This is a genomic window from Kitasatospora sp. NPDC057223, assembly GCF_042669755.1.
Classification (GTDB): domain Bacteria; phylum Actinomycetota; class Actinomycetes; order Streptomycetales; family Streptomycetaceae; genus Kitasatospora.
The window spans coordinates 1-16,331 of the sequence record NZ_JBHUWW010000167.1 but is presented as its reverse complement, the minus strand read 5'-3'; the positions used below and the strand labels follow the sequence as shown (position 1 = coordinate 16,331).

Below are 16,331 nucleotides of genomic sequence, written 5' to 3'. Positions count from 1 at the left end.
GCGCGGCGGCGGCCCGGCCGCCCCCCCCCCGGGGGAGGGGGCCGGCCGGAGTCACCGCCGGAGGTCAGGCCCAGCTGGAGTGCAGCGGCTTGCCCTCGGCGTAGCCGGCCGCGCTCTGGATGCCGACGACGGCCTTCTCGCGGAACTCCTCCAGGCTGTTGGCGCCCGCGTAGGTGCAGGAGCTGCGCACGCCCGCGACGATCGAGTCGATCAGGTCCTCGACGCCCGGGCGGGCCGGGTCCAGGAACATCCGCGAGGTGGAGATGCCCTCCTCGAACAGCGCCTTGCGGGCGCGGTCGTAGGCCGACTCCTCGGAGGTGCGGTTGCGCACGGCGCGCGCCGAGGCCATGCCGAAGCTCTCCTTGTACTGGCGGCCGTCGGCGGTGGTCTGCAGGTCGCCGGGCGACTCGTAGGTGCCGGCGAACCAGGAGCCGATCATCACGTTGGACGCGCCGGCGGCCAGCGCCATCGCGACGTCGCGCGGGTGGCGGACACCGCCGTCGGCCCAGACGTGCCTGCCCAGGCGGCGGGCCTCGGCGGCGCACTCCAGGACGGCGGAGAACTGCGGCCGCCCGACGCCGGTCATCATCCGGGTGGTGCACATCGCGCCGGGGCCGACACCGACCTTGAGGATGTCCGCGCCGGCCTCGACCAGGTCGCGGACGCCGGCCGCGGAGACCACGTTGCCGGCCACGATCGGGATCTGCGGGTCGAGGCCGCGCACCGCGCGCAGCGCGCTGATCATCGACTCCTGGTGACCGTGCGCGGTGTCCACGACCAGCACGTCGGCGCCGGCCTCGACCAGTGCCTTGGCCTTGCCCGCCACGTCACCGTTGATACCGACGGTGGCGGCGATCCGCAGCTTGCCCGCGGCGTCGACGGCCGGGGTGTAGAGGGTGGCGCGCAGCGCGTTCTTGCGGGTCAGGATGCCGACCAGGCGGCCGTCCGCGCCGATCACCGGGGCGAGCTTGCGGTGGCCCTCGTTGAGCTTCTCGAACGCGGCGCGCGGGTCGATGCCCTCCTCCAGGAGCAGCAGGTCACGGGACATCACCTCGCTCAGGCTGGTGAAGCGGTCGACGCCCTGGCAGTCGGAGTCGGTGACGACACCGACCGGCCGGCCGTCCTCGACCACGACCAGTGCGTTGTGGGCGCGCTTGTGGATCAGCGACAGCGCCTCGGCGACGGTCGCGCCGGGGGCCAGCGTGATGGCGGTGTCGTGCACCAGGTGGCGCTGCTTGACCCAGCCGATGACGTCGGAGATGACCTCGGTCGGGATGTCCTGCGGGATGGCGACCAGGCCGCCGCGGCGGGCCACGGTCTCGGCCATCCGGCGGCCGGCGATGGCGGTCATGTTGGCGACGACCAGCGGGATGGTGGTGCCGGTGCCGTCGTTGGAGGAGAGGTCGACCCCCTGCCGGGAGCCCACGGCGGAGCGGCTCGGGACCATGAACACGTCGTCGTACGTGAGGTCGTACGGCACCGAGTTGCGGTCGTCGTAGCTGCCGGTCTGGGGGTTCAAGAAGCGCATGAAATAGGCTCTCTGGCTTTGGGAGGGTAGACCTCGGGTGCGGTTAGGGCCGGCCGGCCGAGCGCACTCGGGCGCCCCGCACCCAACCGTCAATAGTTGCCGATACCCCCTCCGAACGCCAGTTCACACGTATTCCCTGAAGATCCGCACAATCAAAGGGCAGGACGGCCGGCAAAGGCCTGTACGAACCTCCAAATCGGGCTGCGCCGAAAAGGACCGACCACGCTCCCGACAGCTCTGTTAAGGTCGCCGGAGCCGGCCGCGGGACTCCGGCGCGACTTCCGGAGTGCGCCTGTAAAGCAACAATTCGCAGTTCGCGCCCCCATTCCCCGGCCGGCCTCCACACCGACCAGGGGGACGGACACCGATGCCGACCGACGAATCGTTTCGCGACCTCGTCGCCGCCGAGGACGTCCTGCTCTTCGTGAACGCGGCGATCACCGCCACCGGGCAGCGCGAGTTCCACTCCGAGGCCGGCGGGCAACGGCTCTCCCTCGACTTCCTGCACGCCTACATCCTCGGCAACTACCGCGACCTGTACGCGGCCGTGCTGGCGCTCGACATCAACGACCACAACGCGGCCCTGATCATCCGGGGTCTGCTGGAGAGCGCGGGCGAGGCCACCGCCGCCCAGCGCGGCTCGGAGGGCCGGCTGATCGCCCGCCGGCTCGCCCTGCTGCCGCCGCCGCGCGTCTACCGGCTGATCCGCGCGCTGCGGGCGGCCAAGGTCAACAACCGCCGCACCCGGGCGATCATCCGGGACTGGATCGCCGCCCGGCCCGACCCGGCACTCGACGCCGTCAAGTACCGCCCCGGGCTCAAGGCCGCCCTGCGGCACACCCACCTCGCCCCGCCCACCGAGGAGCTCGGCACCTTCCTGTTCCGCCCGGCCGGGCGGGCCGCCTACGCCACCCCGCTGCTGGACGCCTGGCGCAGGGCGCACTTCCAGAAGAGCGCCCTCTACGAGCTGCCGTACAGCGTCGCCGAGGGCTTCGCCGCCCGGCAGCGGGTCGACCGGGGCGCGTTCCTGCAGCGGATCGCACCGCAGATGACCCGGCTGGAACAGCTGCGCCTGCAGGAGTCCGCGCACGGCCACGACGCCGGCGCCGTCCGGACCGACCTCGCCCGGATGCCACTGACCAGGCTGGCCGGATACGTCCTCGGCCTGGCCGTCGAGGACCGGGTGAAGCGGCGCACCGAGCTGACCGGCGCCCTGCGCGCCGCCGCCCGGCGCGCGGCGGGGCCGCACCTGGGCAGCTGGGGCCGGGTCGCCGCCGTCCTGGACGACAGCTTCTCGACCGCCGCCTCCGGCCAGAAGCGGCGCCGCCCGCTCACCGCCGCCATCGCCTCCCACTACCTGCTGGAGGCGCTGGCCGCCGAGTACACGCCGCTGTGGACCTCCGGCCGTACCGACGCCCTGCTCGCGTACCCGTACGGCGCGACGCCGCTCGGGCTGCGGATCCTCGACGCGCTCGACACCGCACCCGACCGGCTGCTGATCGTCTCCGACGGCTGGGACAACGCCCCGCCTGGTCTGGCCGCCGAGGTACTGCGGATCTGGCGCACCCGCCTCGACCCGGAGCGGCGGACGGGCGTCGTCCACCTCAACCCGGTGTACGACGCGGACGACTTCGACGTCCGCCGGCTCGCCCCGGGCGTGCCGACGGCGGGCCTGCGCGACGCCGAGGACCTCCCCGCGCTGGTCGAGCTCGCCGCCTTCGCCGAGGGCCGCACGGGCCTGGCCGAGCTCACGGCCTACCTGGAGACCAGGACCAGGGCCTTCCTGCCCACGCCCGCCCACACCGACGCCGACGCCGACGCCGTACCGACCCCCGTGGAGGCGACCCCGTGACCGGCCCGGACCTCACCGCCCTGGACCTGACCGGCCTGCGGACCGGGCCCGCCCAGCTCTGGGGCGCCGTCCGGCTCGTACCGCTGCTGCGCGACGAGCCCGTCACCGACCTGCGCCTGCACCGGCGCGCCTACGGCGACGGCCCCGGCATCGTCCGGCTCGGCCCGCACACCGCGTACCACTCCTACCTGCCGCACGGCTTCGTCGCGGACTGGACCGGCGACGGCAGCCCGGTGGCCGCGTACGGCACCCAGCTGTCCGGCGACGGCCCGGACGCCGCGGACGCCGTCCCGCTGCGGGTCCACCACCGGCTGGCGAAGCGCGAGAGCCGGACCAGGCTGCGCTTCCTGCCGCTGCACCTGGCCCTGGAGGGGTACCTCTCGCTGCACTTCGGCGGCCCGTCGGTGGTGTGGGAGGAGTGGTCGCAGCAGGCCGTGCGGCGCGGGCTCTCACCGCGCGCCGAGGAGGCGTACAGCGGCGCGCAGGTCAGCGGGCTGGCGGACGCGCTGCGGTTGTTCGAGATCCACCCCGGGCAGTGCGGTGTGCTGCTCCACACCGCCGACGCGCTCGCCGCGGCCTTCGCCGTGCCGCACCCCGACGACTACCGCGCGCTGCACGCCACCCTCGTCCAGGACCTCTACGGCGAGCTGGTGCACCACTACGCGACGCTGATGCTCCCGCTGCCCGACTTCCGGGCCCGGATCCCCGGTGCGGGCATCCGCTCGCTCGCGGACCTGCGGGCGGCGGCGCTGCGGCAGGAGGAGGAGTGGGCCGGCTTCCACGACTCCACGATGGCCGCCGGGCTGCTCGGCGAGCGGTTCCGCTCGACGCGGATCCGGCAGATGGGCCGGTTCACGCTCCGCCGGTTCCTGCCCTCCTTCCGCCTGAAGGAGGAGAACCACATCGGCGAGACGATCACCGACGAGAGCGGCCGGGTCGCCTACCTGAAGACCTTCCGCCTCTCGGAGGCCCAGACCCGGCGCGGCCACCTGCTGGACCGGCTCGCGGCCCACGACTGGCACCTCGGGGCGACCGCGGCCGCGCTCGGCACCGACGAGGCCGGGCTCGGCCTGCGGCTGGAGTCGGCGGGCTTCGGGTACCTGCTGCGCCAGGACGTACTGGACGGGTACCGCAGGCGGGCCGGCGCCGGCCGGGGGCACCGCGGGCGCCGAGCCGGGGCGGTGGAGCCGGGCAGCTGACCGTTCCGGCGGTTTCGCCTCCCCGTCGCCCGGCCAAGTAGACTCCGCCCGGTAACCGGGCGGGGAAAGCGAGCAAGGAAGCAGTGACGGGCATGACGGCGGTCGAGGACATCCAGAGCACCACCGGGAGCACCCCGGAAGAGGTCGAGTACGGGCCGGGCATCGACCCGGAGCGCCTCGCGCTCTGCCTCGACGTGCTCGCCGAACTCGACGAGCTGGACGTCGACCACCCGGACGCGATCACCGTCCGGCAGGCCGTCGGCGGTGTCTTCCGCACCCTCAAGCAGCGCCGCCGCCAGGAGATGCGGGCCCGCAAGACCGCCAACGACCGGGCCGTCACCGCCGCCACCGCGACGGGTGCCCCGGGCCGGATCGACGACGAGACGGCGGGCGCGTTCGGCCTGACCACCGCCACCACCACCGAGATCGCCGGCATCCTGGAGCGCCCGCGCTCCTGCTACACCTGCAAGCAGCGGTACGTCGAGGTGGACGCCTTCTACCACCAGCTCTGCCAATCCTGCGCCAAGCTCAACCACGGCCGGCGCGACGCCCGCACCGACCTGGGCGGAAAGCGCGCCCTGCTCACCGGCGGCCGCGCCAAGATCGGGATGTACATCGCGCTGCGGCTGCTGCGTGACGGCGCGCACACCACCATCACCACCCGGTTCCCGAACGACGCGATCCGCCGCTTCAAGGCGATGCCGGACAGCGCCGAGTGGCTGCACCGGCTCAAGATCATCGGGATCGACCTGCGCGACCCCGCCCAGGTGATGGCCCTCGCCGACGAGGTCGCCGCCGACGGCCCGCTCGACATCCTGATCAACAACGCCGCGCAGACCGTCCGCCGCCCGGCCGAGTCGTACCGCGAGCTGGTCAACGCCGAGTCGGCGCCGCTGCCGCACGGCGAGCTGCCGCAGTCGACCACCATCGGCCGGTTCGGCAGCGGCAGCATCGACCTGCCCGCCCTGCCCGGCCAGGCCACCACCGGCAGCGACCGGCTCGCCGCCGAGGACGTGACCGCCCTCGCCCTGGTCACCGGCTCCACCTCGCCGGCCCGGATCGAGGCCGGCACCGCGATCGACGCCGGCGGCCTGGTGCCCGACCTGGCCGACACCAACAGCTGGGTCCAGACGGTCAGCGAGGTCGGCCCGATGGAGCTGCTCGAAGTCCAGCTCTGCAACTCCACCGCGCCGTTCATCCTGATCAGCCGGCTGCGCCCGGCGATGGCCGCCTCCCCCGCGCGCCGCAAGTACGTGGTCAACGTCTCCGCGATGGAGGGCGTGTTCAGCCGCGGCTACAAGGGCGCCGGCCACCCGCACACCAACATGGCCAAGGCCGCGCTGAACATGCTGACCCGCACCAGCGCCAAGGAGATGCTGGAGAGCGACGGCATCCTGATGACCGCGGTCGACACCGGCTGGATCACCGACGAGCGGCCGCACCCCGACAAGATGCGGCTCGCCGCCGAAGGTTTCCACGCCCCGCTGGACCTCGTCGACGGCGCCGCCCGGGTCTACGACCCGATCGTGCGCGGCGAGTTGGGCGAGGACCTGCACGGCTGCTTCCTCAAGGACTACGCGCAGTCCACCTGGTAGCCGGCCCCACGGAAGGAAGCGGATGACCGTCGCACCGATCCTCGGCGTGGGCGTGATCGTGCCCACCTCCCCCGTCGCGGGCACCGGCGAGGTGCTGCTCGGCCGGCGGATCACGGCGGGCGAGGAGCCGAGCTGGGGCCTGCCGGGCGGCAAGGTCGACCACCCCGGCGAGTCCTTCGAGCAGGCCGCCGCCCGCGAACTCGCCGAGGAGACCGGCATCGTGCTCCCGGCCGGCGCGATGCGGGTGCTGGCCGTCCTGCTCGACCACCGGCTCGGCCGGCCCCGGCTCACCGCCGCCGTGCTCGCCCCGCCGAGCGGCGCGCCCGCCGAGGTGACCGAACCGCACGCCTGCGCGGGCTGGGAGCGGTTCCCGGTCAGCGGCCTGCCGAGCCCGTTGTTCCTCCCGTCCGGCCTGGTGCTCGGCCGCTGGCTGCCGGGCCCGGGCGGGCTGCCTGCCGGGCTGCCGGACGGTGTGTACGCGTACCCCGTGACACCCGGCCCGTGACGCACGACGCCGGACAGCCCGCCCGCCGGCGTCAGCCGGCCTGCGCCCCCGCCGCAGCCGGCACGACGCGCAGCGGCTGCTCGGTCAGGGCCGCCATCCGGGCCCGGTCCTCGGCGGACGCCGGGGTGAAGAGCAGGACCAGCCCCGTCGGATCGTCCACCGGGTGGAAGGTCGACAGGGTCAGCCGGACCGGTCCGGCTCCCGGCGGCTCGGCCGTCACCGTACGGACCGTCAGCTCCGCCACCGAGTGGCAGCCCCACCAGTGGCTCAGCTCCGGCGCGTCCTCGTCCAGGTGGCGGTAGACCTCGCCGGTGCGCGGGTCGGCGAGCGAGGGGCCGGCCTGGGCGCGGAAGTGCTGGAAGACGTTCATCGCCAGCGGCTCCCAGTCGTGCAGCACGCTGCGCAGCCGCCGGTCGACGGCCATCAGCCACATCAGGTTCCGGCGGTCGGCGGGCACCGCCTCCGGCGGTCCCCACAGGGCACTCCACGCGGCGTTCCAGCCCAGCAGGTCGAAGTAGCGGTCGAGCAGCACGGCGGGGCTGGCCGGCCAGGAGTCCAGGACCGGCTGGACGGCGGCGAGCAGCCGCCCCGCGCGCCCGTCCTCCGGCGGGCCGCCGCTCTCGTGGTAACCGGCCAGCCGCAGCGCGTGCCGCAGGCCCGCCGCGTCCAGCCGCAGCGCCCGGGCAACCGCCTCCAGCACCTGCCGGGAGGCGGTCACCCGGCCCTGTTCCAGCCAGGTGTACCAGGCCAGGCCGACACCGGAGAGCGAGGCCACCTCCTCCCGCCGCAGGCCGGGCGTCCGCCGGCGGGAGGAGGACACCAGGCCCACGTCGGCGGGTTTGAGCAGCTCACGGTGGGCTCGGAGGAAGGCGCCGAGCTCCGGGCCCGCGGGGGGAGTTGACATCGTGTGCGGCTCCTCGGCCGGACGGCCGGCCGATCGGTACGGTCCTGACCGCGCGGGGCCAGGCAGGGGGAAGGGCCGGCAGCGGGACGGGCTGCCGCAGCCGGACGGGCACGGAGTGCCCCGGTGACGGGTGAGTGGCTCCGCCGGTGAGCGCGCCCGCGCCACGGCGACTGCTGGGAACCGGGCGGGGCGGGCGGGCAGCGGACCGGCGCCTGCGGGCAGCCGGACGGCCGGGCGGTCAGCGCCGGACGAGGGGACGACAGAACTCGTCGAAGCACCTGCGGTGCCAGGAGCCGCCGATGCCGACCAGGGTGAAGCCGGATCGCCGTGTCGCCATGCGGCCAGCCTAATTCTGCGCTTCGGCGCAGGTCAAGGGCGGCGGACCGGAGCCGTTGCGCCGCATCGCGGCGCGACGGCCGGCGGATCCTATGACCCGCGGTATCAGCATGAACGCCTGACTGGCTGTCCCCCGCCGCATCGGCAACCTTCTTCACAGCGGCCGGAGTTCTCGGCGCACCGCGCTGACGAGGCTTCGACGTGCGGCCAGGGAACCGGCGCCGGCCGACCCCGGCACCCGAGGGCGAGTCCGTCGTGCGGCGACACCCCTCCGGCCGCTGACCCGCCCCCATGACATCAACAGGCCCACAGTAGATCCAATCTGACGTCTTGTCAGAAGAATCCATCCCGTTGTCCGCACCACCGCTGCCGCCCGTCCCGGAAGGACCCCGCCATGCCGGCCCGCCCCCGCCCACCACGCGCCCACCCTCCGGGCGGCCTGCCGGGCGCCCCGCGATGAGGCGGTTCCTGCTCCGGCGGCTGCTGCTGGCCGTACCCACTCTGCTCGGCGTCACGGTCGTGGTCTTCGCCACCGTCAAACTGGTACCGGGCGACCCGGTCGCCGGGTTCCTCGGCCCCGGCGCCCCGCCCGAGGCCCGCCGCGAACTCACCGAGCGACTGGGCCTGGACCGCCCGCTGCCCGTGCAGTACGCCCAGTGGCTCCGGCACGCGCTCCAGGGGGACCTCGGCACCTCGATCTCCGGCCAGCGCCCGGTCACGCAGCTCCTGCTGCCTGCCTTCGGGCAGACCCTGCTGCTGGCCGGCGCCGCCTTCGTCCTGGTACTGGCCGGCGGGACGGCCCTCGGGGCCCTCGGCGCGGGCCGGCCACGCGGCGCCGCGAGCCGGCTGTCGGGGGCGCTCAGCACGCTCTCCGTCTCCGCCCCGCAGTACTCGGTCGCCCTGCTCCTGATCGCCCTGTTCGCCGTCCGCTGGCAGGTGCTGCCGGCCGGCGGCACCCACGAGGCCTTCGGCGGCGGCGGCCCGGCCGACCTGCTGCGCCACCTGGTGCTGCCCGCCGTCGCGGCGGCCCTGGTGCCGCTGGGCCTGACCGCCCGGGTCTTCCGCACCGCGCTCGCCCCGCTGCTGGCCGGGGAACTCGCGGACGCCATGCGGGCCCGCGGCCTGAGCCGGACGGCCGTGCTGCGGCACTGCGTGCACAACGCCTCGCCCGCGCTGCTGACCATCGGCGGCCTGCAACTCGCCTACCTGCTGGAGGGCGTGGTCTTCGTGGAGACCCTGTTCGCCTGGCCCGGGGTCGGCCGGCTGCTGTACGACGCGCTCTCCGCCCGCGACCTGCCGCTGATCCAGGGCGGCGTGCTGGTCACCGCGGTCGCCTTCGTCGGCGTCAACATCCTGATCGACGCCGCCCACGCCCTCATCGACCCCCGCCTCCGGAGCTGACGATGACGACCCCGCTCGCCACTCCCCCGCCCGCGGGCCCCGGCCGCACCGGGCGGCCGCCGCGCGACCTCGCCCTGCTGGTGCCGGCGGCCCTGGCCGCGCTGCTGGTGCTGCTGGCACTGGCCGCGCCGCTGCTCGCCCCCTACGGACCGACGGCCGGCGCCCTGAAGGACCGGCTGCTCGGCCCGGGCAGCCCCGGGCACCTGCTGGGCACCGACGGCCAGGGCCGGGACATGCTCAGCAGGCTGCTCTGGGCCGCCCGGCCCTCCCTGCTGGGGGGCTTCGCGCCGGTCGCCGTCGCCGCCGTGCTCGGTACGGCGCTCGGCCTGCTCGCCGGCCTCGGCGGCCGGGTCACCGAGCAGGCGCTGCTGCGCTCGCTGGACGTGCTCTACGCCTTCCCCGGGATCCTGCTCGCGATGGCCGTCGCCACCGTGCTGCCGGCCGGGCTCGGCGCCACCGTGCTCTCCCTGTCCGTGGTCCTCACCCCGGCGGTGGCCCGGGTGGTGTTCACCGAAGTCCGGCGGATCCGCTCCGCCGAGTACCTGGAGGCCGCCCGGGTGAGCGGCGCGGGCCGGGCCGCCATCGCGCTGCGCCAGGTGCTGCCGGTGGTCGCGCCGGTGGTGCTGGTGTACGCGTCCTCGCTGGTCGGGCTCGCCATCGTGTACGCGGCCGGGCTCTCCTTCCTCGGCCTGGGGGTCTCCCCGCCGACCGCCGAATGGGGCGCGATGCTCGACGAGCTGCGGCCCGGCCTGCTCACCCGTCCGGCCGTCGCCGTGCTGCCCGCACTGACCGTCCTGGCCGCCTCGGTGGTGTTCAACACCCTCGGCGAGGCGCTGCGCCGCCGGGTCGGCGACTCGGGCGAACTGACGGAGGCGGGCCGATGAGCGCCCCCCGGCCCGCCCTCGCGGTGGAGGATCTGACGGTCGGGTACCCCGGCCCGGAGGGGCCGGTGCGCGCGGTGGACGGCGTCTGCCTGCACATCGAACCCGGCGACGCGCTGGTGCTGCTCGGCGAGTCCGGCAGCGGCAAGACCACGGTCGCCCGCGCGGTGCTCGGCCTGCCCGGACGCGGCGCCCGCACCGGCGGCCGGATCCGGCTCGGCGACACCGACCTGCGGACCCTGGACGAACGGTCGCTCGCCCGGGTGCGGGGGCGCCGGATCGGCTACGTGCCGCAGGACCCGACCGGCTCGCTCGACCCGCTGCGGCGGATCGGCCCGCAGCTGACCGAGGTACTGCTCCGCCACCGGGTGGCGCCCGGCCGGCGGGCGGCCCGCGCCGCCGTACCCGGCATCCTCGCGACCGCCGGGATCCCCGATCCGGAGCGGATCGCCGGCAGCTACCCGCACGAGCTCTCCGGCGGTCTGCGCCAGCGCGCGGCGATCGCCCTCGCGGTCTGCTGCGGCCCGGACCTGCTGATCGCCGACGAGCCGACCACCGCGCTCGACGCGCTGGTGCGCGGCCAGGTCCTGGACCTCTTCGGCGCCCTGCGCGGGGAGCACGGCATCGCCCTGCTGCTGGTCACCCACGACCTGTCGGTCGCCCGCCGCACCGGCGGCCGGGTGGCCGTGATGCGGGACGGGCGCATCGTCGAGACCGGGCCCGCCGGGCAGGTCCTCTCCCGCCCCGGCCACGCCTTCACCGCCGGCCTGCTCACCGCCCGTCCGGGAGAACTCCGATGACCGCCACCGGCACCGCCGCACCGCTGCTGCTGCTCGACACCGTGACCAAGCGCTACCCGGGCGGACGGCCCGCGCTGGACGGGGTCTCGCTGGCCGTCACGCCCGGCCGCACGACCGGCCTGGTCGGCGAGTCCGGCTCCGGGAAGTCGACGCTGGCCCGGCTCGCCCTCGGCCTGCTCGCGCCCGACGCCGGGACGGTCCGCTTCGCCGGGCAGGACCCGTACCGGCTGCGCGGCCCGTCCGCGGCGGCCGTCCGGGCCCGCCTGCAGTTCGTCCCGCAGAATCCGCGCGGCTCGCTCAACCCCGGCCTGCGGGCCGGATCGGCGGTCGCGTTCGCCCTCGCCGTGCACGGCACGCCGCGCCGGCAGCGGGCCGAGGCGGTGGCCGGGCTCTTCCGGCAGGTCGGGCTGGAACCCGGGCTGGCCCGCCGCTACCCGCGCGAGCTCTCCGGCGGCCAGCTCCAACGCGTCGCCATCGCCCGGGCCCTGGCCACCGGCCCCGAGCTGGTCGTCTGCGACGAACCCACCTCCGCGCTCGACCCCGGCAGCCAGGCCCAGGTGCTCGACCTGCTGGCCGAACTCCGGCAGCGGACCGGCGTCGGGTACCTCTTCATCTCCCACGACCTGGCCGTCGTGCGGCAACTGGCCGACCGGGTCTCGGTACTGCGCCACGGCCGGGTGGTCGAGGAGGGCCCGGTCGCGGACCTCTGGAGCGCACCCGCGCACCCGTACACCCGGGCCCTGCTGGCCGCCGCCGACGACAGGGCCCCGGGGTGACCGGCCCCGGCCCGGCCCTGGGCAGCCATCGCCCCATCGACCGTCTCCGCAGTTCCGAACCACCCCGCACCGTTGCACCGAACCGACGAGGAACAGACATGACGTACCGTCAGAACAGCACCCGCTACCGCCGGATCCGCTCCAGAGCCGGGGCGTCGGCAGCGGCGGCCGCCCTGCTCGCCACCGCCGCCTGCGGCTCCGACGGCTCCGCAGCCTCCGCCGACGCGGGCGCCGACGGGAGCGGGCGCGGCGGCACGCTGGCCATCGGCGCCACCGGCACGCTACCCAACCCGGACACCGTGATCGGCGGCGCCGGATTCGAGGGCAAGCGCCTGGTCAGCTTCCAGATCTACGACGGACTGACCCGCTACGACCTGTCGAAGACGGACGCGCCCCCGCAGATCACCGGCGGCCTCGCCGAGTCCTGGACGGTCGCACCGGACGCGAAGACCTGGACCTTCACCCTCCGCAAGGGCGTGAAGTTCCAGGACGACACGCCCTTCGACGCCGACGCGGTCATCTTCAACCTCGACCGCTACCTGAAGAAGGGCAGCGAGAACTACACCGACGCGCTGGGCGCCGCCGCCGGTGAGTACGCCGGCGGCATCGCCCAGTACCGCAAGACCGACGAGGACCACGTCGAACTCGTCACCGCCGCCCCCAACGGGCACTTCCCCGAGGACCTGGCGCACGTCCTGATCGCCAGCCCGGCGGCCGTCCGCAGGACCGGCTCGGCCAAGTTCTCCGAACACCCCGTCGGCACCGGCCCGTTCTCCTTCGTGTCGCAGACCCCCGGCCAGGAGATCAGCCTGGCGGCCAACAAGAACTACTGGCGCGGCGCCCCCAGGCTCGACAAGCTCGTGATCAAGTCGCTGCCCGACGTGGCCGCCCGCACGGCCGCACTGCGCTCCGGCGCCGTGGACTGGATCGAGTACCCGAACCCCGACGACATCGACAGCCTCAAGGCCGCCGGGGCCCAGATCACCACCAACAGCTACGACCACCTCTGGTACTGGATCCTGGACACCTCCAAGGCCCCGTGGAACGACCCGCGGGTGCGCCGGGCGGCCAACTACGCGATCGACCGCACGGCCATCGCCGAGAACCTGCTGCACGGCACCGCCGACCCCGCCTACCAGGCCGCGCCCCGGGCCACCGCCGCGTACGACCCGGCCGGGGACCTCTACTCCCACGACCCGGCCAAGGCCAGGCAGTTGCTCGCCGAAGCCGGCCTCGGCGGCGGCTTCAGCACCTCGGTGACCGTGCCGACCGGCGGCTCCGGCAACCTGCTGCCGGTGCCGATCAGCGAGGCCATCCAGCGCGATCTGGCCGCCGTCGGCATCAAGGTGGACATCCGCACCACCGACTGGAGCACCCTGATCGGCGCCGAGGCCAAGGGCAAGGTCGCCCTCGACTCGGACGCCATCGCCCAGTCCACCACGCTCTTCCAGTCCGAGGCCCTGCTCCCGTACTTCATCGGCAGCAAGAGCCCGTTCTGGACCGGCCACTACGCGAACCCGCAGGTGGACGAGCTGATCGCGGCCGCCGCGGCCTCGCCCGACCAGGCAACCCGGCAGGGGTCCTACCGCAAGGCGCTGACCCTGGTCAGCCAGGACGCCCCGTGGCTCTTCGTGGTCAACGACCGCAATCCGCGCGCCCTCTCACCCAAGGTCAAGGGCCTGGTGCAGCCGCAGTCCTGGTTCCTGGACCTCACCACCGTGCACACCGCGGGCTGACCACCGGCGGGCCCCGCCACGCAGCACGCACCCGACATCAGGAAGGACGGCCGGCTCCATGACCGCCCCGTACGACCCGCCCCGCACCGGGGCCCTGCCGCCCAGGTGGGGCATCACCCTGCCGCTGGCGGGTCTGAGCATCGACCGGCACCGCTTCATCGTCGAGCGGCTGCCCGACCTCGGCTACACCGACGTCTGGAGTGCGGAGGGCGGCGGCACCGACGCCTTCACCCCGCTCGCGGCGGCGGCCGCCTGGTCGCCGTCGCTGCGGATCGGCACCGGCATCGTCCCGGTGCACACCCGCGGCCCCGCCGTCCTCGCCCAGACCGCCGCCACCCTGGCCCAACTCGCCCCCGGCCGCGTACTGCTGGGCATCGGTGCGTCGGTGCCGGCCCACGTGACGGACATCAACGGCATCCCGTTCGACGAGCCGTTCAAGCGCACCCGGGACGTCCTGCGGTTCGTCACCCGGGCGCTGCGCGGCGAGCACGTCGCCGGTGACTTCGACACCTTCTCGATCACCGGGTTCCAACTGCCGCACCCCCCGGCGGAGCCGGTCAAGGTGATCCTGGGCGCGCTGCGCCCCGGCATGCTGCGCCTGGGCTTCAGCGAGGGGGACGGCGCCATCACCAACCTGCTCCTCCCCGAGGACGTCCCCAAGGTGCTGGACGCGGTGGGCCCGCAGCCCCCCGGCAAGGAACTGGTGGTCAAGGTTTTCGTCTGCCCCACCGAGGACACCGGGTACGCCCGACGCGCCACCCGGCCCTTCCTGGCCTGGATCCTCAACCGCGAGCCCTACCGCAAGTTCCACGAGTGGCTCGGCCACGGCGAGCTGCTCCGCGAGTCGCACGAACGCTGGGCGGCAGGCGACGCCGAGGGCGCCCAGCGGGCCCTGCCGGACGAGGTGGCGAACGGCCTGTTCGTCAGCGGCTCGCCCAAGGAGTGCCGCGAGCAGATCCTGCGGTACCACCGGCCCGGCGTGACGACCATCCAGCTGTACGTCTCGCTCCCGCCGGACGTCCTCGCCGACCCCGCCCGGCTCCTGGACACCCTGACCAGGCTGGGGCCGGCGGCCGGCTGACCAGGTCACACAGAGCAGCGGATCACAGCGGCAGCAAATCACAGCAGCGGCGGATCACAGCGGAGGCAACTGCCCGCTGTGGTCCGCCGCCGTGTTGTGCCAGGTCAAGCAGCCCGGCGGCGCTACCGTTGACCGACTCGATCCGTCGGCGGGCACTGCCCGGCCGGCCGCACCGGCACGTTGTGGCGCCACCGAGGCCCCGAGCGCGGCTCCTCCCGTTCCCGCCACAGCGTCTTTCCGGAAGGGCTCACGCATGGGTGTTCACCGTGGCTGTGACGCAGACCGCAGGAGCGTGCACCGGCGGGTGGGCAGCGGGCCTGGCATATCGACACAGAGTGTGGTCTATTGAGGGTACTCAGTTCCCTACTCGTCTGGATCGTGTCCCGCCGCCCACCGGCGCGGGACGGGCTGGAGCACTCGATCATGAAGCAGGACTTCGATCTCTTCCGGACCACCGAGGAGCACGACATGCTCCGTGAGGCGGTGCGGTCGCTGGCCGAGGCGAAGATCGCTCCGTTCGCGGCCGAGGTGGACGAGCAGGGCCGCTTCCCGGGCGAGGCCCTGGAGGCGCTGCAGGCGAACGACCTGCACGCGGTGCACGTCCCGGAGGAGTACGGCGGCGCCGGTGCGGACGCGCTCGCCACCGTGATCGTGATCGAGGAGATCGCCCGGGTCTGCGCGTCGTCCTCGCTGATCCCGGCCGTCAACAAGCTCGGCTCGCTGCCCGTGCAGCTGTCCGGCTCCGAGGAGCTGAAGCGCAAGTACCTCGGCGCGCTCGCCCGCGGTGAGGGCATGTTCTCCTACTGCCTGTCCGAGCCGGACGCCGGCTCCGACGCGGTCGGGATGAAGACCCGCGCGGTGCGCGACGGCGACTTCTGGGTCCTCAACGGCGTCAAGCGGTGGATCACCAACGCCGGCGTCTCCGAGTTCTACACCGTCATGGCCGTCACCGACCCCGACCAGCGCTCCCGCGGCATCTCCGCGTTCGTGGTCGAGAAGAGCGACGAGGGCGTCACCTTCGGCGCCCCCGAGAAGAAGCTCGGCATCAAGGGCTCGCCCACCCGCGAGGTCTACCTCGACAACGTCCGCATCCCCGCCGACCGCATGATCGGCGCCGAGGGCACCGGCTTCGCCACCGCCATGAAGACCCTCGACCACACCCGCGTCACCATCGCCGCCCAGGCCATCGGTATCGCCCAGGGCGCCCTCGACTACGCCGCCGGCTACGTCAAGGAGCGCAAGCAGTTCGGCAAGCCCATCGGCGAGTTCCAGGGCATCCAGTTCATGCTCGCCGACATGGCCATGAAGCTGGAGGCCGCCCGCCAGCTCACCTACGCCGCCGCCGCCAGGTCCCAGCGAACGGACGCCGACCTCACCTTCTTCGGCGCCGCCGCCAAGTGCTTCGCCTCCGACGCCGCCATGGAGATCACCACCGACGCCGTCCAGCTCCTCGGCGGCTACGGCTACACCCGCGACTACCCCCTGGAGCGCATGATGCGCGACGCCAAGATCACCCAGATCTACGAGGGCACCAACCAGATCCAGCGCATCGTGATGGCCCGCAACCTCCCGTAACACCCGCACGACCGGACCCGGCAACCTCGCCGGAACGAACGAACACCCCGTCAGAGAGGAGCACACACCGTGAGCTTGAGGATCGTTGTCTGTGTGAAGTACGTGCCCGATGCGACCGGTGACCGTCGCTTCGCGGACGACCACACCACCGACCGGGACGGC

Annotated in this window: 13 protein-coding genes and 1 pseudogene; 12 read left to right on the top strand and 2 right to left on the bottom strand. The window is 74.0% G+C overall.

Annotation, left to right across the window (positions count from 1 at the left end; genetic code table 11):
* Positions 1-64: 64 nt before the first annotated feature.
* Positions 65-1,528: a GuaB1 family IMP dehydrogenase-related protein gene (locus tag ACFUK0_RS35850; RefSeq protein ID WP_380257451.1), complete on the bottom strand. Its 1,464-nt coding sequence runs from the start codon at positions 1,526-1,528 to the stop codon at positions 65-67.
* A 367-nt stretch (positions 1,529-1,895) separates the two neighbouring features.
* Here ACFUK0_RS35850 and ACFUK0_RS35845 point away from each other — a divergent pair, with 367 nt between their 5' ends.
* The 4 genes from ACFUK0_RS35845 (at position 1,896) to ACFUK0_RS35830 (ending at position 6,679) form a co-directional block, all read left to right on the top strand.
* Complete coding sequence (locus ACFUK0_RS35845) at positions 1,896-3,380, top strand: hypothetical protein (protein WP_380257449.1); 1,485 nt, start codon at positions 1,896-1,898, stop codon at positions 3,378-3,380.
* On the top strand, positions 3,377-4,579 hold the full coding sequence (locus tag ACFUK0_RS35840; protein ID WP_380257447.1) for a hypothetical protein: 1,203 nt from the start codon (positions 3,377-3,379) through the stop codon (positions 4,577-4,579). Before ACFUK0_RS35845 ends, ACFUK0_RS35840 begins: the two co-directional genes overlap by 4 nt.
* A gap of 92 nt (positions 4,580-4,671) precedes the next feature.
* Positions 4,672-6,174, top strand: a complete 1,503-nt coding sequence (locus ACFUK0_RS35835) for an SDR family NAD(P)-dependent oxidoreductase (RefSeq protein WP_380257445.1) — start codon at positions 4,672-4,674, stop codon at positions 6,172-6,174.
* 22 nt (positions 6,175-6,196) lie between these two features.
* Entirely contained in the window at positions 6,197-6,679 is a 483-nt protein-coding gene (locus ACFUK0_RS35830; RefSeq protein ID WP_380257443.1) for an NUDIX hydrolase, read from the top strand.
* Between the two features lie 31 nt (positions 6,680-6,710).
* Here the strand turns inward: ACFUK0_RS35830 and ACFUK0_RS35825 are convergent, their stop codons facing one another.
* Positions 6,711-7,583, bottom strand: coding sequence for a helix-turn-helix domain-containing protein (locus ACFUK0_RS35825; RefSeq protein WP_380257441.1), 873 nt, complete (start codon positions 7,581-7,583; stop codon positions 6,711-6,713).
* A 792-nt stretch (positions 7,584-8,375) separates the two neighbouring features.
* On the opposite strand from ACFUK0_RS35825, the gene ACFUK0_RS35820 reads away from it, so the two are divergent.
* The 8 genes and pseudogenes from ACFUK0_RS35820 to ACFUK0_RS35785 form a co-directional block, all read left to right on the top strand.
* Positions 8,376-9,320: an ABC transporter permease gene (locus tag ACFUK0_RS35820; protein WP_380257439.1), complete on the top strand. Its 945-nt coding sequence runs from the start codon at positions 8,376-8,378 to the stop codon at positions 9,318-9,320.
* Between the two features lie 2 nt (positions 9,321-9,322).
* Positions 9,323-10,204: an ABC transporter permease gene (locus ACFUK0_RS35815; RefSeq protein ID WP_380257437.1), complete on the top strand. Its 882-nt coding sequence runs from the start codon at positions 9,323-9,325 to the stop codon at positions 10,202-10,204.
* A complete protein-coding gene (locus tag ACFUK0_RS35810) occupies positions 10,201-11,001 on the top strand; it encodes an ABC transporter ATP-binding protein (RefSeq protein WP_380257435.1) in 801 nt (266 codons plus the stop codon). Before ACFUK0_RS35815 ends, ACFUK0_RS35810 begins: the two co-directional genes overlap by 4 nt.
* Entirely contained in the window at positions 10,998-11,777 is a 780-nt protein-coding gene (locus ACFUK0_RS35805; protein WP_380257433.1) for an ABC transporter ATP-binding protein, read from the top strand. The genes ACFUK0_RS35810 and ACFUK0_RS35805 overlap by 4 nt, the downstream gene beginning before the upstream one ends.
* Positions 11,778-11,875: 98 nt before the next feature.
* Positions 11,876-13,513, top strand: a complete 1,638-nt coding sequence (locus ACFUK0_RS35800; protein WP_380257431.1) for an ABC transporter substrate-binding protein — start codon at positions 11,876-11,878, stop codon at positions 13,511-13,513.
* Between the two features lie 58 nt (positions 13,514-13,571).
* Positions 13,572-14,594 carry an LLM class F420-dependent oxidoreductase gene (locus ACFUK0_RS35795; RefSeq protein WP_380257429.1) on the top strand — a complete coding sequence of 341 codons (1,023 nt, stop codon included), beginning with the start codon at positions 13,572-13,574 and terminating at the stop codon, positions 14,592-14,594.
* A 423-nt stretch (positions 14,595-15,017) separates the two neighbouring features.
* Positions 15,018-16,169 carry an acyl-CoA dehydrogenase family protein gene (locus ACFUK0_RS35790; RefSeq protein WP_380257427.1) on the top strand — a complete coding sequence of 384 codons (1,152 nt, stop codon included), beginning with the start codon at positions 15,018-15,020 and terminating at the stop codon, positions 16,167-16,169.
* Between the two features lie 69 nt (positions 16,170-16,238).
* Positions 16,239-16,331: pseudogene (locus ACFUK0_RS35785) on the top strand (electron transfer flavoprotein subunit beta); the annotation flags it as partial.